The following is a 16,079-nucleotide window of genomic DNA, read 5'->3' on the forward strand; positions in this document are numbered from 1 at the left end:
TCACCGCCGGGCGGCAACCCGGGAAAGGTCTGCTGCGCCGATCAGCCCGGCTGCCGGCCCGAGCGCCGCCTTTTCGATGCGGGCTTCCGGACGGAAACCACGGCCCGTGAGGTTCCGCGAGTAGGCCCTGCGGGCCGGTTCCAGCAGCAGCTCACCGGCGTCGCTCAGACCCCCGCCAATCACGAACATCCCCGGGTCCAGGGCCGCAGCGAGGTTGGACAGTCCCAGTCCCAGCCATTCGCCAACCTCTCCTACCAGCTCAATGGCAGTGCGGTCCCCTTCGAGCGCCAGCCTGGTCACTACGGCACCGGTAATGTCCGGGATGTTGCCGCCTACACTGCCCAGGATCTCCTGCGCCACCGGCGAATTTGCGGCAGCGAGCTCACGGGCTTCGCGTCCCAGGGCGTTGCCCGAAGCGTACTGTTCCCAGCAGCCGCGGTTGCCGCACTCACAGCGCTGCCCCTGCGGCATGATGATTTGGTGGCCGAACTCCCCCGCAACGCCGAAGCGTCCGCGTTCCAGGCGGCCGTCCATGATCATCGCGCCGCCGATTCCGGTGCCGAGCGTGATGCAGACGAGCCTGCTCTCTCCCCTGCCTGCCCCGAAGCGCCACTCAGCCCAGGCGGCGCCGTCGGCGTCGTTGGCGAGATACACCCGGCGGCGCAGCAGCCGTTCCAGGTTCTCCTGGAGGGGCTCGTTGCGCCAGGCCAGGTGCGGACTGAAAAGCACCGTGCTGCCGGAGAGGTCCATCCAGCCGGCGGCACCGATGCCCACCGACCACACGTGCTTGTGCGCGGAAAGTTCCCGGACCAGTTCAACGATGACGTTCTCGACCTCTCGCGGGTCCTGTCCGGGCGTGGACCGGCGGAGGACTTCCAGTACCCGTCCGCTGGCATCAACCAGTCCGGCTGCCACCTTGGTTCCGCCAATGTCGATCCCGATGGCCAGGCCGCGCCGTCGCATCGGAGACGAAAGCCGCACGCTCCGCCGCGGACGCAGGGGGTCTGAGGGCCTGCGGGACCACCGCGCGGCAGGGGCGGAAAAAGGAATCGGAGCTGGGTTAGGGGCATGCATCAAAGACCCATTGTAGGCAACGGGCAGCCGGCGAGGACGCAAGCGTTATGCATTCGAAAGTTACCCGCGAGTATAAAATGTGATCTAGGTTATAGGCTTAGGAGCAACCCGCCGTCCAAACAGATACCAAAGGAGCTATCGTGCGCGAATACAGCGTTCCGGTCCTGGTGGAAACCGCACCGGAAACGAACACTACGGACCTGCTTCTGGAACAGGCTGCCAAGCCCTCCAATCCGGCCCTCTTCGCCGTGCGCTCCACCGGTGACGACTGGAAGAACATCACCGCCACGGAGTTCCTTGCCGATGTCTCCCGCATTGCCAAGGGCCTCATCGCCAGCGGAATCGGACAGGGCGACCGCGTAGGCATCATGGCCCGTACCCGCTACGAATGGACCCTCGTCGATTTCGCGATCTGGTTTGCCGGAGCAGTCTCCGTTCCGGTCTACGAGACGTCCTCCCCCGCGCAGGTTGCCTGGATTCTCGGCGACTCCGAGGCTGTCGGCGTAGTGGTGGAGGCCGCACGCCACGAAAACGTGGTCCGCCAGGCAGGTGCGGATGAGGATCTCTCCGCCGTCAAGAACGTCTGGCAAATCGACGGCGGCGGGCTGGACGCGCTGCGCGAGGCCGGGGCGAAGGTTCCGGACGAAGAACTCGAAGCCCGCCGGTCCTCGGCCGGGCTGGCGGACACGGCCACGATCATCTACACCTCGGGCACCACCGGAAAACCCAAGGGCTGCGAGCTGACCCACGGCAACTTCGTCAACCTCTCCCGCAACTCGACGGCAGCGCTGCCGGAGGTTGCCAAGGAGGGCGCCCAGACCATCATGTTCCTGCCCCTGGCCCACGTCTTTGCACGGTTCATCTCCGTCCTCGCCGTCGCGGCCGGTTCCACCGTGGCCCATACCCCGGATGTGAAGAACCTGCTCCCGGACCTGCAGAGCTACAAGCCCACCTTCCTGCTGGTGGTCCCCCGCGTCTTTGAAAAGGTCTACAACTCCTCGATGCTGAAGGCCGAGGACGGTGGCAAGGGCAAGATCTTCCATGCCGGTGCCAAGACGGCCATCGAGTACTCCAAAGCCAAGGAAACCGGCAAGGTGCCCCTGGGACTGAAGCTCCGCCACGCCCTGTTCGACAAGCTGCTCTACTCGAAGATCCGCACCGCCATGGGCGGACGGGTTCAGTACGCGATCTCCGGCGGCGCACCGCTGGGAGACCGGCTGGGGCACTTCTTCGACGGGATCGGCGTGATGGTCCTGGAAGGCTACGGCCTGACCGAAACCACGGCACCGATCAGCGTCAACACTCCGCAGCTGATCAAGATCGGCACCGTAGGCGCACCGCTGCCGGGCAACGCGGTGAAGATCGCGGAGGACGGCGAAATCCTGACCAAGGGCATCAGCGTCATGAAGGGCTACTTCAAGCGCCCTGACCTCACCGAGGAAAACTTCGCCGACGGATGGTTCCGCACCGGCGACATCGGCCAGCTCGACTCTGACGGCTTCCTGCGGATCACAGGGCGGAAGAAGGAGATCATTGTCACCGCCAGCGGCAAGAACGTCATCCCGGCACTGTTGGAAGACTCGATCCGCGCGGATGCGATCGTCTCCCAGTGCGTGGTCGTGGGTGACCAGCGGCCGTTCATCTCCGCCCTGATCACCATCGATGAGGAAGCTCTGCCCGGCTGGCTGGAACGGCACGGCATGCCCGCGTCAACCACCGTGGCCGAGGCAGCACAGTCCCGGCAGCTCCAGGATGAGCTGCAGGCCCTGGTGGACCAGGCCAACAAGGCGGTTTCCCAGGCTGAGGCCATCAAGGTGTTCAGGGTAGTCAGCACCGACTTCACTGAATCCAGCGGCCACCTCACTCCGTCCCTGAAGATCAAGCGGGCCCAGGTGCTCAAGGACTTCTCCGACGTGGTCGAGGATATTTATTCAGGCCAGAAGGTCTAGCCGCCGCCACACTGCCGGCTGGCACAAAGGCAGGAGCCCCGGATGTTCCGGGGCTCCTGCCTTTTTGGCGCTCGGCGCCTTAGGGCCGCAGCGCTGTGTCCTGGGGGTTTGTTCCGAGGGAAAGGAGCGCATTCTCCACTACCTCGGTTAGTGCCGGATGGATCCAGTACTGGCCGCGCGCCATGGAGGCGGCGTCGAGTCCGAAAGCCATGGCCTGGATCAGCGGCTGGATCAGCATGGAGGCCTCGTGGCCCATGATGTGGGCACCGAGCAGCTGCCCGGTGGTGCGGTCAGCGAGCAGCTTGACGAAGCCGGTGCTGTCCTCCATGGCCCAGCCGTACGCCGTCGACCCGTATTCCTGCACCGCCATCACCAGGTCCATGCCGTTGGCCAGGGCGTAATCCCGCGCCTCGGCTTCGGTCAGGCCCACCGAGGCGATCTGCGGGTGGCTGAACACGGCGGAGGGAACAAAACGATGGGAGGAAGCCTGCAGGTCGTCAGGGTGGACGAGGTTGTGGGCCACCGTGCGTGCTTCCAGGTTGGCGACGTGCTTGAGCTGATCGGCACCGCTCACGTCTCCCAGCGCCCAGAGCCCGGGAACCGGCTGGCCGCCGCTGAGTACCCGCTGGTATTCGTCCACGGCCAGGCGGCCGTCGGGCTCCACGTCAAGGCCTGCCGCCGCGGGGTCCAGCCGGTCCGTGTTCGGGACCCGGCCGGTGGCAACCAGGACCAGGTCGACGTCGAGCTCCGACGTTCCGGCGGGTCCCTCCAGGACGGCGCGGACTGATCCGTCCGCGTTCTCGGCCAGGGAGGCAAGCTGCGTGTTCAGCCGGACGTCCCACTGTCCTGATGCTGCGGCAGTGAAACGCTCGGAGACAGTTTCGTCCTGCGCACGGAGCAGCGCTCCGGACCGCACGGCCATGGTTACTTCTGATCCGAAGGCCGAGAAAACGAAACCGAATTCGGCGGCAATGTAGCCGCCACCGAGGATGAGCACCCGGTCCGGCAGCTCGTCCACGCGCATGACAGTGTCAGAGGTGTGCACCTGGGGCAGGCCAATACCCGGAATGTCCGGGAGGACCGGCCGGGAACCGGCTGCAACCACAATCTGGTCCGCGGTGATTTCCTTCCCCGATGCGGTCTCCAGCCGGTGCGGGGAGGTGAATCGCACGTACTCGCTGTAGAGGGTGACGTTCTCCAGCTCTTCCGCCCGGTAGCGCCGGCCGCCCTCGGAGATCGCATCGATCCGGCTGAAGATGCGGTCCCGGATTTCGCGCCAGCGGACTTTTTCCACCCGCTGGTCCACTCCCAGCCGGGCGGCTTCGGCTGCCGAAGCGGCGAGCTGGGCGGGATAAACGAACATCTTCGTAGGAATGCAGCCAACGTTCAGGCAGGTGCCGCCGAAAGTGCCGCCGTCAATGACGGCTACCTTGCGGTTGTCCCAGTCGGGAGTGATAAGGGAATTGCCGGAGCCGGAGCCGATGATGGCGAGATCGTAATGGGTCACCATCCCAGTCTATCGGCGCCGGTTCCGGCATCCCCGGGTGTTCTCTGCTGCCTTAACCGTGCTCGATAACCACCAGCAGGTCACCGCCGTCCACCTGCTGCACGCCGCTGACGGCGAGGCGCTTGACGGTACCGGCAACGGGTGCCGTAATGGATGCTTCCATCTTCATGGCTTCGATCGTCGCCACCGTCTCGCCGGCGCCTACCTGGGCACCTTCCTCCACCGTCACGGTCACTGCCCCGGCAAACGGTGCTGCGACGTGGCCCGGCTGGGCGGGGTCCGCCCGTTCGGAAACCTTTGCGTCCGTCGTGACGCTGCGGTCCCGGACCATGACCGGACGCATCTGGCCGTTGAGGGTGGTCATGACCGTGCGCATGCCCTTCTCATCCGGCTCGGACACGGCCTCCAGGGTGGCAATGAGCCGCACGCCCTTTTCGAGTTCCACCACGTGTTCTTCCCCGGGGCGCAGCCCGAACAGGTAGTCCCGGGTGTCCAGCACGGAGAGGTCTCCGTAGGTTTCCCGGACGGTGGCGAACTCCCGGGCCGGCCCGGCGAACAGGAGCCGGTTCAGGGTGTCCCGCCGCGTGGCGGAGTCCCCGGCCAGGCCCTGACTGTCCACCTCGGTCAGTTCCACCTGGCGGGCCTTGGGTTTGCGGCCCTGCAGCGCCTTGGTACGGAAGGGCTCCGGCCAGCCTCCGGGAGGATCGCCCAGCTCTCCGCTGAGGAAGCCGATCACTGAATCCGGGATGTCATAGTTCTGCGGGTTTTCTTCGAAATCCTCCGGAGCGACATTGCTGCCCACTAGCTGCAGTGCAAGGTCGCCCACCACCTTGGAGGACGGGGTGACCTTGACCAGCCGGCCCAGGATCTTGTCTGCTGCCGTGTACATGTCCTCGATCGCTTCGAAGCGCTCCCCCAGCCCCAGGGCAATGGCCTGCTGGCGGAGGTTCGAGAGCTGTCCGCCGGGAATTTCGTGGCGGTAGACCCGCCCGGTGGGCCCGGCCAGCCCGGATTCGAAGGGCGCGTAGACCCGGCGCACGGCTTCCCAGTACGGTTCCAGCGAGCTCACGGCTGCCAGGTCCAGGCCGGTGTCCCGTTCGGTGTGCGCCAGCGACGCCACCAGCGAGGATGCCGACGGCTGGCTGGTGGTGCCGGCCAGCGTTGCGCTGGCTACGTCGACGGCGTCGACGCCGGCTTCCGCGGCGGCGAGGAGCGTCGCGAGCTGGCCCCCGGCCGTGTCATGCGTATGCAGGTGGACCGGCAGGTCGAACCGTTCCCGCAGGGCCGCTACGAGTTTCGCGGCCGCCGCGGGACGAAGCAGTCCTGCCATGTCCTTAATGGCCAGGATGTGCGCGCCGGCGTCCACCATCTGCTGGGCCAGGTCCAGGTAGTAGTCCAGCGTGTAGAGCTTCTCCTGGGGATCGAGCATGTCCGAGGTGTAGCAGAGCGCTACCTCGGCCACGGCGGTCCCGGTGCGGCGGACGGCTTCGATGGCCGGGGCCATCTGGGACACGTCGTTGAGCGCGTCGAAGATGCGGAAAATGTCGACGCCGGCGGCGGCGGCCTCCTCGACGAACGCATCAGTGACTTCGGTGGGGTATGGCGTGTATCCCACCGTGTTCCGGCCGCGCAGCAGCATCTGGATGCAGATGTTGGGCAGCGCCTGGCGCAGCGTGTCCAACCGTTCCCACGGGTCCTCGCCCAGGAAACGGAGTGCGACATCGTAAGTGGCACCGCCCCAGGCTTCGACAGAGAGCAGTTCGGGTGTCAGCGCCGCGACAGCCGGAGCTGCTCCGGCCAGGTCGCGGGTGCGTACCCGGGTGGCGAGCAGGGACTGGTGTGCGTCGCGGAAGGTGGTGTCAGTGACAGCCAGTGCCTGCTGCTCGCGCAGTGCGGCCGCAAATTTCTCCGGGCCCAGTTCCAGCAGCCGCTGGCGGGACCCCGGTTTCACTTCAGGGAGGTCCGTCGGCAGTTTTTCCCGCGGGTCGATCTGGGCCGGCAATTCACCGTTGGGCTTATGGACGGTGACGTCGGCGAGCCAGTTCAGCAGTTTCGTGCCCCGGTCCGCGGGACCGCGGGCATTGAGCAGTTCGGGACGCTCTTCAATGAAGGAGGTGGCAACATCTCCGGCGACGAAGTCCGGATCCTCGAGGACTGCCTGCAGGAAGGAGATGTTGCTGGAGACTCCACGGATGCGGAATTCTGCCAGCGCCCGCCGTGCCCGGTTGACGGCCGCCGGGTAGTTGCGCCCGCGGCAGGTGAGCTTCACCAGCATCGAGTCGAAGTGCGGGCTGATGTCCGCGCCGGCGTAGACGGTGCCGCCGTCCAGCCGTACGCCTGCACCGCCGGCGGACCGGTAGGCGCTGATCTTCCCTACGTCCGGCCGGAACCCGTTGGCCGGATCCTCGGTGGTGATACGGCACTGCAGGGCCGCCCCGCGGATCTGCAGCTCCTCCTGCACCAGGCCAAGGTCAGAGAGATTCTCGCCGGCAGCAATGCGCATCTGGGACTGGACCAGGTCAACGTCGGTGATTTCCTCGGTGACCGTGTGCTCTACCTGGATGCGCGGGTTCATCTCAATGAAGACGTGCTGTCCGGCACGTTCCCCAATGGTGTCCACGAGGAACTCCACGGTTCCGGCGTTGACGTACTTCAGCGACTTGGCGAAGGCCACGGCGTCACGGTAGAGCGCCTCGCGGATGCTGTCATCCAGGTTCGGCGCAGGCGCAATTTCAATGACCTTCTGGTGCCGACGCTGCAGGGAGCAGTCACGCTCAAAGAGGTGGATCACGTTGCCGTCATTGTCCGCGAGGATCTGCACCTCGATGTGGCGGGGGCGCAGCACAGCCTGCTCCAGGAAAACCGTGGGGTCACCGAATGCGGAATCGGCTTCCCGCATGGCAGCCTTCAGAGCTTCAGGGAGGTCATGCGCGGTGTCCACCCGCCGCATGCCGCGTCCGCCGCCGCCGGCAACCGCCTTGACGAAGATGGGGAACCCGATTTCCTCCGCTTCAGCCAGCAGGGCTTCGGCGTCAGCGCTGGGAGCGGTTGAGCGCAGTACGGGGATGCCCGCCTCGCGGGCGGCGTTGATGGCATGGACCTTGTGGCCGGCCAGTTCCAGGACGTCTGCGTCCGGGCCAATGAAGGTGATGCCGTTGGCCTTGGCGGCACGTGCCAGCTGCGGATTTTCGGACAGGAAGCCGTAGCCCGGGTAGATCGCATCGCAGCCGGATTCCTTGGCCACGCGGATGATCTCGTCCACGTCCAGGTATGCACGGACAGGATGCCCCTCGCTGCCGATCAAATACGCCTCGTCAGCCTTCTGGCGGTGGATTGAATTGCGGTCCTCATGGGGGAAGACGGCGACGGTCTTGGCCCCAAGTTCATAGGCCGCGCGGAACGCACGGATGGCAATTTCGCCGCGGTTGGCTACCAGGATCTTCGAGAACATTGCACTCCTGCGTCGTTGCGTCGGGATGGAACGGACCGTTCAGCGCTAGGTCTTCAGTTTCTGCACGGCCCGAACATTCGGCAAGCGGGTAATTCACATCACATCGAACATAGTTCAGTGCACGGCTCAGATGTGCAAACCCGCGCCTGCCCGGCCTGTCGGGTTGTGTCACATAGAATGATTACGGTTCCCTGGCACGGACCCGGCGCCCGTGATCCCTCGACACGTTAGGTTTTGGTTCAACAAGTGCAAGTAGTGAGCATCAGCAGCCTGAAGGGCGGCGTCGGCAAGACCTCCGTAACGCTGGGTTTGGCCTCAGCGGCCCTGGCCGCCGGCATTCCTACCCTGGTGGTTGATCTTGATCCGCATGCCGATGCCACCACGGGCCTGGCCGTGTCCCCCGGCAACAACCTGGGCATCGGGGACATGCTCCGCAGCGCGCGCCGCGCAGACCTTGCTGCCAATGTGGTGCCAAGCGGATGGGTTGAGACTGCCCGAAAGCAGCCCGGAAACGATCCCAAGCGCCGCCCCGTGCTGGATGTAGCCATGGGTTCCGCCTACTCCGGCATCTACGACCGCCCGGACCTCGGCAAGCGGGATCTGCGCCGCCTCTCCACCCTGCTCGGCAAGGTCACCGGTTATGGCCTGGTGCTGATCGATTGCCCTCCGTCCCTGAACGGCCTCACGCGGATGGCATGGAGCGCCAGTAACCGGGTACTTCTCGTCGCTGAGCCCGGGCTCTTCTCCGTCGCCGGCACCGAACGCACCATGCGCGCACTGGACCTGTTCCGCCAGGAGTTCGCCCCGAACCTCGCCCCGGCAGGTATCGTTGCCAACCGCGTCCGCCCCACCTCCAACGAACACACGTTCCGGCTCGCGGAAATGAAGCAGATGTTCGGTGACCTGCTCATGGAACCGAACATCGCCGAGCACGCCAACTGGCAGCAGATCCAGGGCGCTGCACACTCTGTCCACCACTGGCCCGGTGACTCCGCGAAACAGGCGGCGGGGTCCTTTGACGCGCTGCTCAAGAACCTGGTCCAGACGGGCAGCATGCGCAACCGGGTCATGCGACGGCCGGCGGGCTAGTTCCTCCGCCGCACGCCCTCATGAGAGCAGGACGCCGGACAGCAAAAAGGCCGCTTCCCTTTCCGGGAAAGCGGCCTTTCGCTTTAAGTTTTAGCTGATCTTGCGCGCAGCCCTGCGGCGGCTGAGCTCGTCTTCCGGGAAGGAATGGTCTTCGGCGTGTTCGCTGGGAAGCTGCGCCAGGCTGCCTTCGACTTCGCGCCATACCCGCCCTACTGCGATGCCAAACACGCCCTGGCCACCCTGGACCAGGTCAATGACCTCGTCCGCGGAAGTGCACTCGTAGACGCTGGCGCCGTCGCTCATGAGGGTGATCTGGGCCAGGTCCTCCACACCGCGTTCGCGCAGGTGTTCGACGGCGGTGCGGATCTGCTGCAGGGACACTCCGGTATCCAGAAGCCGCTTGACGACCTTCAGGACGAGGATGTCGCGGAAGCTGTAGAGGCGCTGGGTGCCGGAACCGGACGCTCCGCGCACGGCGGGCTCCACCAGTCCGGTGCGTGCCCAGTAGTCGAGCTGGCGGTAGGTGATGCCTGCTGCCTTGCAGGCAGTGGGGCCGCGGTAGCCCGCGTCCTCATCGAGAACCGGCAGGTCTTCGGTGAACAGCAGTCCCTGGGCACTTGCCGGCAGAACCTTTCCGGGTGCTACGGCGCGGTTTTCGCCGGCATCGCCTTTCGGACTCACTGTTCCTCCTAGTAATGGTTCCCGCAACGTCTATAGCCGCTTGGTTACCACAGCGGAGACGGACGGCCAGTGCCCTGCCGGGCCTGGTAACCTGCCGGCGCTGATGCCTGCAGTTTTCCTAGTGTGTCTCCGGTAACCCATTGGCGCAATGGGAACTCTATGCTTCGACGTTAGATCCGTGCGCGGGCTAGGTCAAAGATGCGGCGGGTATTTTTTGGAGCGTGTCGAATCCGTCAGCGCTCAAAGTCCTCAGGCTCGACGTCGGCGAGGAACTCCCGGAACTGCCGCAGCTCCTGCTCGGCGTTCTCCGCTTCGTCCTCATCGTCCTCCGTATCGGACTCGGTAATGCGCACGCCGGCCTCTTCCAGGACGGTTTCGGCGCACATGATGGGGCACGGGACCCGCAGTGCGACGGCGATGGCGTCCGAGGCGCGGGACCCCACCCGGGTGCCGTCGTCGAACACCAGTTCAGCGTGGAAAACCGTGTCCTCGACAGAGACCAGCCGGACTTCGGTCACCCGGCGGCCCAGCGCCTTGATGACGGCAGCCAGAAGGTCATGGGTCATGGGTCGAGGGGGCACGATCCCCTGCTGCACGAAGGCGATGGCGCTTGCTTCGGGCGCACCGATCCAGATGGGCAGGTGCCGCCCCCCTTCCGTTTCCTTGAGAAGGACCAGGGGCTGGTTGGACGGGAGTTCGATCCGAACACCCACCACTTCGACTTCCTGCATCGGCTTCAGCTCTCCATCCGGGCTATTTGTCCGTGGACCAGGGCGCTGTGCAGGCTCAGGCAGAGATCGCTGATCTCCCGGGCCGTCTCCGCGGCCCTCGCCTGCGAGGCGACGTCCCGCCGTGAGGCAACCGGGGCAATGGCACGTTCCACCAGTCCAATTTCCCGGTCCGCTGCCGCCCGGAACGGCCGCAGGTGCCTTGGTTCGATGCCGTGGGCTTCGAGCTGGCGGCACGCTTTGGCGACTTTCAGGGCGTGTTCATCATACTGCTGCGCCTCGGCGCTGATAAGTCCGTAGCTGATGAGGCTGCGGACCAGTTCGGCGGCGGCTCCGGACTCCGCCACGAGTTCGTCGAAGGAAAGCAGGCGCGCGCGGCTTCGTGCAGCCAGTTCCCCGGCGAGCTGGTCCGAGACGGCACGGGGTGCCAGGGTCAGGCCCCCGGGGAGGGATTCGGGCCGCTCCCCGCGGTCAACGGCGTCAAGGTAGTCCTTGATGACTTTCAGCGGCAGGTACTGGTCCCGCTGGAGGGCCAGGACAAAGCGGAGCCGCTCGACGTCCTGGGAAGAGTACTTCCGGTACCCGGCAGCGGTCCGCTGCGGTGAGACGAGTCCCTTTTCTTCCAGGAACCGGATCTTGGAGGCGCTAATGCCGGGAAACTCGGCACTCAGGTCCGCGAGGACCTGGCCGATGTTGAGTACACGCGGGCGCGCCCGCTCCGCAGCGGAGCCGATAGCCCGCCGCGCTGCCTCTGGTCCTGGCATCCGCGTGCGCCTTTTACGCCGTGCCGGCAGCCGGGCGCGCAGCGTAGAAGGTGAGCCGGAACTTGCCGATCTGCACTTCATTTCCGGTACGCAGGAGCAGGTTGTCCACGCGGTCGTTGTTGACGTACGTGCCGTTCAGGCTCATCGAGTCCACTACCCGGAAGCCCTCCGGCGTGCGGCGGAACTCAACGTGCTTGCGGGAAACCGTCACATCGTCCAGGAACACGTCCGCGTTGGGATGGCGTCCGGCAGTGGTGACGTCCTGGTCGAGGAGGAACCGTGCTCCGGCGTTGGGGCCCGAGTGCGCAATGAGCAAAGCTGAACCGGCCGGCAGGGCTGCTACGGCAGCCCGCTCGTCCGCGCTGAGCTTGGGCTCGATCGTCGTTGCGTCGGAGATTGGCGGAAGGCTGATCGACGTCGTGTCCTCCGCGCTGAAGCCACGCTGATCATCCGCTGCTGCGGCGTTGTAGTCCTCGCCCGCCATGGTGTTTCCTCCCCAAAAAGAACCGGCCAACCCGCCCAGGCGGCGGCTGGCCAAATGTACACTCACTTACCGTTCGTGCCTTACCGGCTGTCTTAGCCTACCTGCTATGAGCCGTCTGCGGCACAGAGGATCCGGGCCCCTCTTCCAGCCCGGGCATCCCGGCCGGACGAATCGCCGGTTCACACCCTGACGTGGACCTTCACTGATTGGCTGCGCCCTCAGTCCAGAACCGCCAGCTGCACCATGCTCGGCAGGCTTGCCGGACCAAACCAGGTCTCCAGCGCGTCGACCAGGTCTGCCTGGCTGTCCGCAGAGCTGCCGCCGCCCTCATCCGGTTCGGACTCCAGCCAGACGATGTGCCCGTCCGGCCGCAGCAGCCGCGAGGGCACCTGCGGATGGAGCCCCGCGCCGGCGATTGAATCCACCCGGTCTTCCCAGCCCTCCAGCAGCAGCTCGCCCGTCCGGTCCAGCAGCACTCCCCGCCCGGTATGCATCCGGTCGTACAGCGTTCCCTGGCCCAGCGGGATGTCCCGCTGGCGGCGGCCTACGAGGTCCGGACCGGGGCCAAAGTCATACCGGATATCCAGCGCGGTGATCTTGCCGATCAGGTGCCGGTTGACGGCGTCGAACTCCATGAGTTCCGTGAGCAGTTTCCGCACGGCCTGCGGGCCCGGCTCCGTGGAGACCAGTTCTGACTGCGCGCGGGTGGTGTTCAGGACGTCCGCGGCGACCGGGTGCCGTTCAGTGAAGTAGGTGTCCAGCAGCTCATCAGGCGCCCACCCGTTCACCGCTGCGGCGAGCTTCCAGCCCAGGTTCAGGGCATCCTGCAGTCCCAGGTTGAGGCCCTGGCCGCCGAAGGGAGGATGCACATGGGCGGCATCTCCGGCCAGGAACACCCTTCCGGACCGGTAGGCCTCCGCCAGCCTCGTCGCGTCCCCGAAACGGGAAATCCAGCGAGGCGAGTGGGCTCCGAAGTCCGTGCCGGCGTAGCTGCGCAGCTGCTGCTTCAGTTCGTCCAGACCCGGCGGGACGGTGCGGTCTTCGGCAACGCCGTCCGCCGGAACCACCACCCTGAACGCACCGCCGTCCACGGGGCCTGCACCGAAGTCGCGGTGGGTTTCGCGGACGCGGGAAGACACCGCCGCCACCTCATCGGGCGGCGCCGTGAACTCCACTTCCCCCAGCAGGAACTCCCGCCTGCTGGGCTCGCCCGGGAAGCCGATCCCCGCCAGGGACCGGACTATGCTGTGGCCGCCGTCGCAGCCAACGAGGTACCGCGCCCGGAGTTCACTGCCGTCCGCGAGCGCTGCCGTGACGGAGGCATCGTCCTGCGACAGGCCGGTGAGTTCGGTTCCCCGGCGGATATCCACGCCCAGTTCAAGTGCACGCCGGGTCAGCAGGGTTTCGGTCTCAGTCTGCGGAATGCCAAGGACGTAGGGATGGGTGGTGTCCAGTTCCGGGGCACTCCGCAGGATTCCCGCGAAGAATCCGTCCAGCGGATACCGGGGGCCGGCTGCTGCGAACTGCGCCCCGAGTCCGCGCTGGTCCATGATCTCGATGCTGCGGGAGTGCAGTCCCAGGGCACGGATAACGGTGTTCTGTTCAGGCTCCTTATCCAGCACCACCACGTCCACTCCGTGCAGGCGGAGTTCACTGGCCAGGAAGATTCCCGTAGGGCCGGCTCCGGCGACGATTACTTCGGGCACAGGCGTCCCCCTCGATCCCTCTGGACTGTCATCTCAGCGAAGCGTACGTCCGTACCGGGAAAATGTTGAGGGAACAGGTTCAGGGCAGGATCTCCAGACGCAGAATGCGGTCGCCCTCCGGAGCCGGGAGTCCCCGGCCGTCCGTATCGCTGCTCAGGCCCCACAGGCTCCGTCCGGCGCGGCCACTGCGTCACGCAGCTGGCCTTTGCCGGCAAGCGATCAGGTGTCCTGGGCACTGTCCCGGTTCCCGGCATCGCCCGTGGTGGGGACTTCAGTTCGGCCCTGTCATCAATCCGTCTCCTGCGGCACAGTAGAAGGACGCCGAGAGGAAGCAGGTGGTACGCCGTGGAGGTTCTTTTTCTGCATGGGGCGGGCGGATGGAAGGACGATCAGCAGATTGCCGGGGAACTGCGCTCACGCTTAAGGGTTCCAGTGTCCATGCCGCGCTTTCCTGATGACGGAATGACCGCGGAGGCATGGCTTGCCGGCATCGATGCGGCGTTGGAACCGCTGGGTCCGGAGACCGTGATCGTCGGGCATTCGTTTGGATCCTCGATGGCGCTGCTGCGCTTTGCGGTGCTCCCGCCGGAACCGATGCCCCTGGGGATGGTGCTGCTGGCCACGCCATTTTGGGGATCTGAGGGCTGGCAGGGAGAGTATGCCCTGCCAGCCGGCTTCGCCCTTCCGCCGGGGCTGCCCGTATTCCTCCACCACTGCCGCGACGACGACACAGTGCCATTCGAGCACCTGGACCGCTACGAGGCGCTGCTTCCCGGTGCGGTGGTCCGCCGGCATGAAACCGGCGGCCACCAGTTCGGGGACCAGCTGGACACAGTGGCCCGGGATGTCGCCGCCCTGGGTTCCTAGACCCCGACGACGAACCTGAGCGCGCTCCAGACCAGGACCGTGGTGATGGTGGTCCAGAGCACGATCGCCACGCCCTGCCAGAGCAGTACCCAGCGGCGCGAGGTGCCGCCGGCTACGAGGATCGAAGCCGTGAACTGGGTGGGGATGGCCAGCGGACCCAGGATGCTCGCCCCCGGGACACCGAAGCGGACCAGCCAGCGCTTGAAACGCAGCCGTCCCTTCGATTCGGGTTTGGCGGCGGGCACCGTTACCAGAGTGGCGGTGCCGGCGGCTGCGGCGGCAGCGGACTCTGCCCGTGCATCCACCCGGCTGGTGACGGCGGTGCGGGCCCGGGCGGTCACCAGGACTACCAGTGCAACGCTGGCAAAGTTGCCGACGGCGGCCGCGGCAGCGGCAAGGACGGGGTTCAGCCCGCCGACGACGCCGATCATGGCCCCCGCTTCGCCTTCCAGGAAGGGGACAGCGGCAGCGAGCACCAGGATGAAGGGCTGCATGAATTCAGGCACCTGGCCTAGCAGCTCCTGGAAGTTGTGGACGAGTTCCTGGGTGGGGTTCATCGAGCTGGTTCCTAGTCTCCTCAGCGGGGGCCTCTCCCCCGGCTTGTGGAAGCAGTAGAAACCGTGTTCCCGGAACAGGGTCAACCCCTGGGCGGAACGGCCCGCCGGCACGCTTACCGGCTGATCCGCTCATCCGGCTTCCCGTTTGTCCCGAACACCTGCCGCAGACCCGCCAAACAGGCCTACCCTGAAAGACCGCGGGTGGACGAGCGGCAATCCAGGAACAGGGAGCATCAGCATGTGCACAGGCATTCGGTACAGCGACGGCAACGGCAACCTTTATCTCGCACGGAATCTGGACTGGACGTTCGGTTATGGCGAACGGGTAGTGGTCGCACCTACCGGATATGCGCCGAAGTCACCCTTTGGCGCAGTCCGGGACATCAAGCACGCGGTCATTGGCATGGGGATCGTGGAAGAAGACACCCCGCTCTATTTCGACTGCGGCAATGACGCCGGCCTGGCGGTAGCCGGGCTGAACTTCCCCGGATACGCCAGCTATGCCCCGGACCAGGTGGCCGGAGCGGTCAACGTGGCTGCGTTCGAATTCCCGCTGTGGGTCGCCACCCAGTTCGCCACCGTGGACGAGGTGGAGGCAGCGCTGGGCAACGTGGCTATTGTTGACCGGCCCATCAACGAAAAGTATCCGAGTTCGCTGCTGCACTGGATCATCGGCGACGCGAGCCGGTCCATCGTCGTGGAGTACACGGCTGCGGGCATGCAGGTCTTCCATGACGATGTAGATGTCCTGGCGAACCAGCCCGGGTTCACCTGGCACCACGAAAACCTGCGCAACTACCTCAACCTGTCCCCGGAGTTCCCCGAGGAGGTGGTGCTGAACCAGGCGCACCTGACCCCGTTCGGCTCCGGCTCGCTGATGCGCGGCATTCCCGGTGACTACTACTCGCCGTCGCGCTTTGTCCGGGCTGCCTACGTGCACGCCCACTATCCGCAGAAAACCAGCGAGGCGGACAACGTCAGCCGCGCCTTCCACACGCTGCAGCAAGTAGCCATGGTGGAGGGCAGCGCATCCATGGGCAGCGGAGACTTCGAAAAGACCATCTACACCGGCCTGTTCTCGTCCAGGACCATGACGTACTACTGGAACACCTATGAGGACCCGGCCATCCAGAGTGCGGCGCTCGCCGACCACAAGCCTTCGGGACAGGACCTGGTGGTCGTCTAGCGGCGGCGATTAGCGGGCGCCCCGTTCCCCGGTGCC

The 16,079-nt window shown here is 65.8% G+C and carries 13 protein-coding genes; 4 read left to right on the forward strand and 9 right to left on the reverse strand.

All coding sequences use genetic code 11. The annotated features are described in order from the left end of the window. Positions 1-1,074 (reverse strand): ROK family glucokinase, encoded by a 1,074-nt coding sequence (locus tag ACSLGO_RS13360; RefSeq protein WP_091605698.1) that lies wholly within the window; start codon positions 1,072-1,074, stop codon positions 1-3. A 140-nt stretch (positions 1,075-1,214) separates the two neighbouring features. Between ACSLGO_RS13360 and ACSLGO_RS13365 the strand changes: the two genes are divergently transcribed. Next, positions 1,215-3,023 (forward strand): AMP-dependent synthetase/ligase, encoded by a 1,809-nt coding sequence (locus ACSLGO_RS13365; RefSeq protein WP_263128773.1) that lies wholly within the window; start codon positions 1,215-1,217, stop codon positions 3,021-3,023. A gap of 79 nt (positions 3,024-3,102) precedes the next feature. Here the strand turns inward: ACSLGO_RS13365 and ACSLGO_RS13370 are convergent, their stop codons facing one another. Continuing rightward, positions 3,103-4,530 carry a mycothione reductase gene (locus ACSLGO_RS13370; RefSeq protein ID WP_419242568.1) on the reverse strand — a complete coding sequence of 476 codons (1,428 nt, stop codon included), beginning with the start codon at positions 4,528-4,530 and terminating at the stop codon, positions 3,103-3,105. Between the two features lie 52 nt (positions 4,531-4,582). Beyond that, positions 4,583-7,981, reverse strand: coding sequence for a pyruvate carboxylase (locus ACSLGO_RS13375; RefSeq protein ID WP_436401279.1), 3,399 nt, complete (start codon positions 7,979-7,981; stop codon positions 4,583-4,585). A 246-nt stretch (positions 7,982-8,227) separates the two neighbouring features. Between ACSLGO_RS13375 and ACSLGO_RS13380 the strand changes: the two genes are divergently transcribed. Then, a complete protein-coding gene (locus ACSLGO_RS13380) occupies positions 8,228-9,070 on the forward strand; it encodes a ParA family protein (protein WP_152274282.1) in 843 nt (280 codons plus the stop codon). A 90-nt stretch (positions 9,071-9,160) separates the two neighbouring features. Here the strand turns inward: ACSLGO_RS13380 and ACSLGO_RS13385 are convergent, their stop codons facing one another. The 5 genes from ACSLGO_RS13385 to ACSLGO_RS13405 form a co-directional block, all read right to left on the reverse strand. Then, positions 9,161-9,751 carry a MerR family transcriptional regulator gene (locus tag ACSLGO_RS13385; RefSeq protein WP_091605709.1) on the reverse strand — a complete coding sequence of 197 codons (591 nt, stop codon included), beginning with the start codon at positions 9,749-9,751 and terminating at the stop codon, positions 9,161-9,163. A gap of 233 nt (positions 9,752-9,984) precedes the next feature. Beyond that, the gene (locus tag ACSLGO_RS13390; RefSeq protein ID WP_436401280.1) at positions 9,985-10,482 is read right to left on the reverse strand and encodes a bifunctional nuclease family protein; all 498 of its coding nucleotides are present in this window, start codon (positions 10,480-10,482) and stop codon (positions 9,985-9,987) included. A gap of 5 nt (positions 10,483-10,487) precedes the next feature. Beyond that, complete coding sequence (gene ftsR / locus ACSLGO_RS13395; RefSeq protein WP_091605711.1) at positions 10,488-11,243, reverse strand: transcriptional regulator FtsR; 756 nt, start codon at positions 11,241-11,243, stop codon at positions 10,488-10,490. A 13-nt stretch (positions 11,244-11,256) separates the two neighbouring features. Beyond that, complete coding sequence (locus ACSLGO_RS13400) at positions 11,257-11,727, reverse strand: FHA domain-containing protein (protein WP_091605714.1); 471 nt, start codon at positions 11,725-11,727, stop codon at positions 11,257-11,259. A 218-nt stretch (positions 11,728-11,945) separates the two neighbouring features. Then, positions 11,946-13,433, reverse strand: coding sequence for an FAD-dependent monooxygenase (locus ACSLGO_RS13405; RefSeq protein WP_436401281.1), 1,488 nt, complete (start codon positions 13,431-13,433; stop codon positions 11,946-11,948). Positions 13,434-13,778: 345 nt separating this feature from the next. Between ACSLGO_RS13405 and ACSLGO_RS13410 the strand changes: the two genes are divergently transcribed. Then, positions 13,779-14,300 carry an alpha/beta fold hydrolase gene (locus tag ACSLGO_RS13410; protein WP_386917921.1) on the forward strand — a complete coding sequence of 174 codons (522 nt, stop codon included), beginning with the start codon at positions 13,779-13,781 and terminating at the stop codon, positions 14,298-14,300. Here ACSLGO_RS13410 and ACSLGO_RS13415 read toward each other — a convergent pair. Next, on the reverse strand, positions 14,297-14,857 hold the full coding sequence (locus ACSLGO_RS13415) for a small multidrug efflux protein (RefSeq protein WP_386917920.1): 561 nt from the start codon (positions 14,855-14,857) through the stop codon (positions 14,297-14,299). The genes ACSLGO_RS13410 and ACSLGO_RS13415 overlap by 4 nt on opposite strands. Before the next feature lie 238 nt (positions 14,858-15,095). Between ACSLGO_RS13415 and bsh the strand changes: the two genes are divergently transcribed. After that, positions 15,096-16,043, forward strand: a complete 948-nt coding sequence (gene bsh, locus ACSLGO_RS13420) for a choloylglycine hydrolase (RefSeq protein WP_263128765.1) — start codon at positions 15,096-15,098, stop codon at positions 16,041-16,043. Positions 16,044-16,079 lie beyond the last annotated feature (36 nt).

The organism is Arthrobacter sp. IK3 (assembly GCF_051337705.1).
Taxonomy (GTDB): Bacteria; Actinomycetota; Actinomycetes; order Actinomycetales; family Micrococcaceae; genus Arthrobacter_B; species Arthrobacter_B koreensis.